This window comes from Halobacterium bonnevillei (assembly GCF_009831555.1).
GTDB lineage: Archaea > Halobacteriota > Halobacteria > Halobacteriales > Halobacteriaceae > Halobacterium > Halobacterium bonnevillei.
In genome coordinates this window covers 1-7,092 of sequence record NZ_WUUU01000153.1, presented here as the reverse complement: position 1 = coordinate 7,092, position 7,092 = coordinate 1, and the positions used below count along the sequence as shown (strand labels likewise).

At 53.4% G+C, this 7,092-nt stretch carries 4 protein-coding genes and 1 pseudogene; 2 read left to right on the top strand and 3 right to left on the bottom strand.

From position 1 onward, the window contains the following. Together GRX66_RS14770 and GRX66_RS14765 are read left to right on the top strand one after the other, a co-directional pair. On the top strand, positions 1-632 hold a 632-nt coding region (locus GRX66_RS14770), incomplete at its 5' end, for a glycosyltransferase family 2 protein (protein ID WP_201293041.1). A gap of 66 nt (positions 633-698) precedes the next feature. Next, on the top strand, positions 699-1,658 hold the full coding sequence (locus GRX66_RS14765; RefSeq protein WP_159527242.1) for a phosphoglycerate dehydrogenase: 960 nt from the start codon (positions 699-701) through the stop codon (positions 1,656-1,658). Here GRX66_RS14765 and GRX66_RS14760 read toward each other — a convergent pair. The 3 genes and pseudogenes from GRX66_RS14760 to GRX66_RS20065 form a co-directional block, all read right to left on the bottom strand. After that, on the bottom strand, positions 1,637-2,434 hold the full coding sequence (locus GRX66_RS14760; RefSeq protein ID WP_159527241.1) for an SDR family NAD(P)-dependent oxidoreductase: 798 nt from the start codon (positions 2,432-2,434) through the stop codon (positions 1,637-1,639). The genes GRX66_RS14765 and GRX66_RS14760 overlap by 22 nt on opposite strands. Positions 2,435-2,674: 240 nt before the next feature. Then, positions 2,675-4,111 carry an oligosaccharide flippase family protein gene (locus GRX66_RS14755; RefSeq protein WP_159527240.1) on the bottom strand — a complete coding sequence of 479 codons (1,437 nt, stop codon included), beginning with the start codon at positions 4,109-4,111 and terminating at the stop codon, positions 2,675-2,677. A 1,690-nt stretch (positions 4,112-5,801) separates the two neighbouring features. Next, positions 5,802-6,522, bottom strand: a pseudogene (locus GRX66_RS20065) (SDR family NAD(P)-dependent oxidoreductase); the annotation flags it as partial. Positions 6,523-7,092 lie beyond the last annotated feature (570 nt).

The following is a 7,092-nucleotide window of genomic DNA, read 5'->3' as shown; positions in this document are numbered from 1 at the left end:
AGAATCAGATATTCAAGCAGTGGTTCCCTGCCCACGACATCGAGCGCCAGGACCACCCGTTCTGCAACAACGCGAATGCCGCCATCCGGCGCGAACTGTGGGAAGAGTATCCCTATGACGAGCAACTGACCGGCCTCGAAGATTTGGACTGGGCGAAGCGCGTCCAGAAGGACGGCTACGATATCTCCTACGCCTCCGACGCCGAGATCATTCACGTTCACGACGAAACAGCGAAGGAGATATTCAATCGCTACCGCCGGGAGGCTTACGCCCACAAGGAAATCATGCCGAACCAGTCGTTCTCGTTTCTTGACTTCCTTCGGCTCTCGACGACGAATGTTGTCTCCGACTGGGAGGCCGCGCTCAAGGAGGGCGTCTTTCTAGAGAACGCTCTCGAGATTCCAAAATTCCGGCTGCTCCAATTTTGGGGCACCTACCGCGGATTCTCGAAGGATGGCCCAATCCCAGACCGTTTGTGGCAACGGTTCTACTACCCCGACCGCGAAACCTATCCGACCTCGAACCGGGATGGTCCCCCATCTGATGGTTCGGACGACGAAACTGGCAACCACATCGACTACCCTGAACAGGACCTCCATCCGAGGAACCCTGAGGACGAAACAGTTTCTTAGCCGTCACGGGCACTGCGACGACTAGAAACGAAAGATTATCTCAGGGGCCGAACACAGATTATAGCCATGAGCACGTACCGCGTTCTGATATCGTGTCCGCTCATCAAGGACAACATCCACGACTACGCCGACGAGTTCGACGCCCACGACATTGAGTACGATGTGGCGGACGTCGACCAGCAACTAACCGCGTCGGAGCTGTTGGACGTCATCGACCGGTACGACGGAGTACTCGCGGGTGATGACGAGTTCACTAGTGAGGTCATCGAGAGCGCCGACAGTCTGACGGTCATCTCGAAGTGGGGCATCGGCATCGACGCTATCGACACGCAGGCCGCCGAGGATAACGATGTCACTATCCACAACACGCCGGGCGCGTTCAACAACGAAGTAGCCGACGTCGTCACCGGCTACGCTATTATGTTGACGCGAGAACTGCACCACGTTGATAGCTCGGTCAGGAACGGCGATTGGGTCTGCCCACGAGGGGTATCACTAGCTGGGAAGACGTTCGGAGTCATTGGCGTAGGGGACATCGGCTCGACCGTCGCCAGGCGTGCCGACGCGCTCGGAATGAACGTGCTTGGCGCGGACATCCAACCGCTTCCCGACGATCTGGTTGCCGATACGGGCATCGAACACGTCGACCGTGAAGAACTACTTCGTCGAGCCGACGTGGTCAGCCTCAATTGCGCTCTGACGCCCGAAACTCAGAGTATGATCGGGGAGACGGAATTAGAATTGCTCGGCCCCAATAGCTATCTCATCAACACTGCTCGAGGGAAACTCGTCGACCAGGACGCGCTCGTCGAGGCCCTAGAGAAGGATGCCATCGCCGGGGCAGCACTCGACGTGTTCGAAGAAGAGCCGCTCTCTGAAGACGACCCACTCACTGAACTTGACTCAGTAATTCTCGGCTCACACAACGCCCAGAACACAGAGGAGGCAGTCTCACGAGTGAACGACCTCGCGGTCGAGAACCTCATTTCCGGCCTCGTCGAAGACTACTCACTCAGCTCCCGATAGTCTGGTAGTGTGTCGTCCTGCATTACGGCTCCGCGACCGCCGTCCACTCGGAGGCTCGCACCAGTGACGAACGCAGCATCGTCACTGGCGAGGAATGTGGCGACTCCTGCAATGTCCTCCGGTTTTCCAATCCGGCCCACCGGGTGAATGCCAGCTAGTTCTTGGCGGCGTTGCTCAGCCATCTCTGCCATCGTTCGGTCGACGTAGATCCATCCGGGATTGATGGTATTGACTCTGATTTCGGGGCCAAAGTCAAGCGCCATCGCGCGGGTCATGCCGTTGATACCAGCTTTGACCGCATTATACGGAAAATGTGACGGCATCGTCGAGAACGCGTGGTTCGAAGATATATTGACGATGGTACCCCGGTCCATGTAGCGATGAGCCTGTTTTGCGCAGAGCCAGTATGATCGGAAGTCTGTTTCCAGAACTTGGTCCCAGTCCTTTAGTGTCGTCTCCTCAACGCTGGTTTCAGTTTGAACTGCGGCATTGTTCACAAGGATGTCCAGAGACCCGTATTCGTCCACAGTAGCTTCGAAAAGCGCGCTAATCTCGGGCGGTGACCGCATATCGGCCTTGACAAACGTCGCCTCGTTCCCTGTATCTTCGATGTCTTCTGCAACGGCAGTCCCAGCTTCGTGTGACCGGCCGGTCACCACGACCGTCGCCCCTTCTACCGCGAGCCGTTTCGCGATTCTCTCGCCAATACCGCGGGTCGAACCAGTGACAACTGCAACGTCCTCCGCGAACCGTTTATGCTGACTGCTCTCGCTCATAGCGGATAGAATACACCTGGGCTTGTGGTTGTTTCGACGTCTCAGAGTCTGTCGGAAAAACATCCCTCAAATTTACTGCCTGAGTCCGTCCAGTTGAAATCTCTTCCAAATAGTAACTAGATATAATCTGCCCACTGCATAATTATAATTAGCGCCCTGTCTGGATTGTACGAAGGTATCTCAAGCCCCCAGATTTCGGGTGTCTAAACAAGGCCGACAGCAGTGTAGTCAACAAGATTGTCAGAGGGAAGGGTGCGTTGCGGTTACAACGTCCTCGATAACTTCTCGAACGATATGTCGGAGTTGCGTACTAATTGCCAGCAGCGTCACCCCATAGACGGCTGCTCCCGTTCCAACAAGAAGTAACAAATCACTCCACGACTGGATCGACAAAATAGAGTGAATTGCTTCAACAGTGAGGAACATAACGAACCCAGCAGCTATCTGTTCAATCAACGGACGAGGGAATAACCGTACTCCATCAATCAGTGTTCGTGTAAGATATGCTAGAATAACGTACCGGAGTCCAGCCGCGACGACAGTCCCAATTACGGCCCCAAGGGCACCGATCTGTTTCACTAATACGTACCCAACGACAATGTTGAGGGCGAAGGCAATGATACTTATACGAAGCGGAAGATCAGGTCGGTCAACGCCCTGGAGGACATTGCTGAGATGACTTCCCTGGATATGGATGATCCGTACGAGGGCTAATCCGACAAGTAATACCGCTGCATCACGGTAGGGGCTTCCGAACACCGTGACGACAAGCGCGTGCGGTATCGCGAATGCACCAAAAAAGATGGGGATTGCTAAAAGCGGTGCAAACGCAAGTGAATTCGTGACATCATCTCCAACTGACTCTCCCCGACTGTTGAGGTTACTGATCCTCGGTACCAGTGCGCCGGTAATTGCACTCGATATAAAGGTTGCAGGAAGTGTAAGCTTCAGTGCTACTTCATAGTCTGCGACCGCCGCCTGCCCAAGCAGTGCTCCTAGTAGCAACACATCATACCGATCATACGCCGTCCCAACCAACTCGTGAACAAACGAGTAGCGTGCAAATCCCCAGACCGACTCGAGGGTTTCCCGAGATGGGAGTGCCGGACGAACACCAAGATATCGGTAGCAAACGAGTACCGTAATCGCGGTCGCACCGGCGAGCCCGAGCCCCATTCCTACCGCACCAAATCCAAGCAGTACCAATCCGAGCTGAAGCGGGGTAGTCAAAATTGAGCGCACCGTGTCAATCCATGTCGATAGTGCTGGCCGACCAGAGGCATCAAGCATCTGTTGCAACGGTTCGAAGGATGTGACGGTAGCAAGAATTACGAGTAGAAGCAATAGCGCATGATCCAGACCAGTATATGAGGCCAAATAAGATTCAAGAATTATTGCACCTAGCCCGATCACTACCAGTCCGGTAACATTTATGATGACCTGCGACCCAAAAATTTCACTTCGATTGGATTCATATTCGGAGAACCGTTTCTTTACTGCCGTTGACCACCCTTTGAATGGTGGGTCAATAATCTGCGTGATTGATAATAATAAATAGAAACCACCGAACTCCACAGGCCCTAAAATACGCGCAAACACGATAATGCCAGCCAATCCAAAAACGGCCTGTACTACAGTACCTACGAAGCTCTTTGCAACTTCGAGGCTGAAGTTCATATCTCCCGCATTAGACATTTGATGTTTCTCAGTCAGTAATCGAGAGTTTGAATCGCTTTCGGATAAACTTAGCCATCCCCGTTAGTTGCAGCGATGGCCGCCTCCGTTGAATCGCCATAGGGCAGCATGATTCTCTGGTTAAGCGCGTTGCGCGGTTTCGAAATTAGTTAGAAACGATATATTTCAGTCCCCAGCGTCGAGAATAGTCACGTTTACTAGATTAGAAGTCGGGTCAATGGTATGTCCAGAACTAGATCAGTCAGTAGAAAGAACCCAGCTGAGTATCATAAGATTGCTGCTCGTGAGTTTTTGCGAAGCCACGGCGAGGTCGCTTCAAATCAAGATCTACGCACTGGCGCCAACGTGCCGGCGTAGTATGTCACCCAATTTTCCGCTGAATATAACTTCTACACCTCGCTGAGCCACAACGAGAAGTACGTCGCTAGAAAGCACAACGTCGGTCATCGGTCCACCCACAACTGGTTCTGGCGACCTGAGATGGATGACGGAATCGCCGTCTTCCACCGCAGGGAAACCACCAAACCTACTCTCAAGAACCTCGCGTACCGCCATCCGTCTGAACTTACCCCCACCCGAAGCAAAAAATCTCCTCGACAGACAGTGCTACCGACCACTCCGAAAGCTGGCCGAGAACGACGAAATTCACGCGGCTGACCAAAATAACACCACGGTCTATGTCACAGTTGGCCGTCGCGAAGGGACGACCAACTGTCTCAGCGTCAAACCGATCAGCCGACCGATGTCACGCCTGAAGACCGAGACACTGACAGGTATCTCTACCGTGACGAACTCGTCACAACGTTCCGATCCGTTGCTGTTTCACAGATCCAGTCAATCCTACCAGAACGGACTGCTGCACTTGCCTTGCTGCAGTTCGGGGGCGACTCGTTTGACACCCTCGAACGCCGGCTCCGGCGGAATAACTCGTTCCGGGAACCGCTGGATTACATCGAGCCAGAGATGTCCCGACGGGACATCTCTCTTGCGTGCCCTTGACGATCTCCAGCCAGACGTACTCTGTGACTGTTTCAAGTCGATGTGTGGAGAGTTGCTTGCGGATCACGAAAATGCTGGCGAGTTCGTTCTGGTCGATGGAACGCACATCGCACCAGGGCAAACACGCGCGAAGAGAGCGAAAACGGTGACGTTGAGGGCGCAAGCTGGGAAGAGGGGTGCACGAAAGATCGTTCTACGTGTTCAAGCCCTTTCTTGTCGTCGATGCCGTAGGTGAACTACCGGTTTCCATCGTGATGGTGACCGGCAAGAAAAACGACACTAAGGTGTTTTAACCGTTCATCAATGAGTTCGTTGAGCAGTACAACTCCGAAAAGATCCAGGCAGCATTGGCCGACGCTGGCCTCGACAGCCAAGACAATCGTGAGTTCTGTCCGGATTGCCTCAACTCTCCGTTGCCGACGACGATCAATCCACGTAGATCGTCGTCTCTGAAGCAGATCAGAGACGACATCAAGCAGGTGTTCAAAGAACGCGCGGATAAATTCGTCCGTTCGCCGCATCATGCTGGCAGTTCGCCGGCAGCAGAAGAAAACAAATCAACATCGTCCAGGATGAGCTACGTTGGGTTCTGCGGGGAGAAACAGTCCACAACGTCGTCAATACAGAAGTCATTCAGTACCACGAATGAGGACACTGATAGCTGTTTTTTTGCTTTGCTGCGATAATCCGGGAGAGTATCGTCCTGCAACACTGCCCCACGGCTACCGTCGACGAGAATGCTTGGGCCAGTGATGAATGCCGCATCATCGCTCGCAAGGAACGCTGCAACGCCAGCAACGTCTTTGGCACGTCCAATCCGACCGAGAGGGTAAATTCTTTTTAACTGTTAACGGTTGTCCCGATCCGGTTCCACAGTAGTCCGGTCGACTGCAATCCGTCCGAGGTTGATGGCGTTGACTCGGGTTTTCGGACCAAAAACAAGCACAATCACCCGGGTCATCCAGTTGATCCCCGCTTTGACTGCGGTGCATGGGAACTGTGCGGGCATCTTCGAAAACGCCCGGTTCGACGAAACGTTCACGATGGCACCATGCTCAATCTGCTTGCTGGTGTGTGTTGCACAGAGCCAATATGCTCGGAAATCCGCCTCAACCACACGGTCCCTGTCAGCGATCGTGGTGCCGACAGCCGCGGTCTCCGTCTGGACCGCTGCATTTGTTAATGAGGACGTCGATCCCACCGAACTCGTCGACAGTCGCCTCGAACAGCGCGACAATATCATCTGAAGAGCGCATGTCCGCTTCGACCAACACAGCAGTACCACCGCTGTCAGTTATCTCGTTGACGGCTGACTCGCCGTCGCCCATCGAGCAGCCCGTGACGACGAGAGCCGACCCCTCGGCGGAAAACCGTTTGGCGACTGCAGCCCCGATGCCACGCGTCGACCCAGTACTGACAACGACGCTGTTGGTGAATCAATCCGGAGTCGATTCATCGATCGTAGTTTTATAACTGGGCCACCACATTGTATCTTGTATCTTAGCCTTGTAAACTTAATATCTCAGATCGTCACTTGGACACCGATCGAGAAGGTTTAAATAACCAGTCTGAATTACTATCTGTACTGTTTGGAACCCCCAGGATGCTCAATAGATATATCAAAATCAGCATGAACTTTGTATTCAGAGGAACAGATCATTTGCTGAAATACGGGGTATATCGAACTCTCCTGTCCGGACTGAACCTGAGTGCGAACGCGTTACAAGATTATACCTTTTCCGGCCAGAACCGAGCACAACGGACACTCGTTTATTTCGCATACTGTGCCGTATCAGGGTTGTTTTGGTTTCTACAAGGATATCTACTCCTTCCACGCGACGGACACATATCTATGTACGACGTACGCACTCGTCGGGTGGTGTCCGTCCCAAATATGTGGCAGCTCCACCACGGAAGCCGAGAAAACAGATGTCGACAAGCTGGTGCGTATACACTCAACTACG

What these genes read in the sequence shown, in the direction of transcription:
- GRX66_RS14765 (WP_159527242.1), top strand. Translation starts at nt 699, where the DNA reads ATGAGCACGTACCGCGTTCTGATATCGTGTCCGCTCATCAAGGACAAC.
- GRX66_RS14760 (WP_159527241.1), bottom strand. Translation starts at nt 2,434, where the DNA reads ATGAGCGAGAGCAGTCAGCATAAACGGTTCGCGGAGGACGTTGCAGTT.
- GRX66_RS14755 (WP_159527240.1), bottom strand. Translation starts at nt 4,111, where the DNA reads ATGAACTTCAGCCTCGAAGTTGCAAAGAGCTTCGTAGGTACTGTAGTA.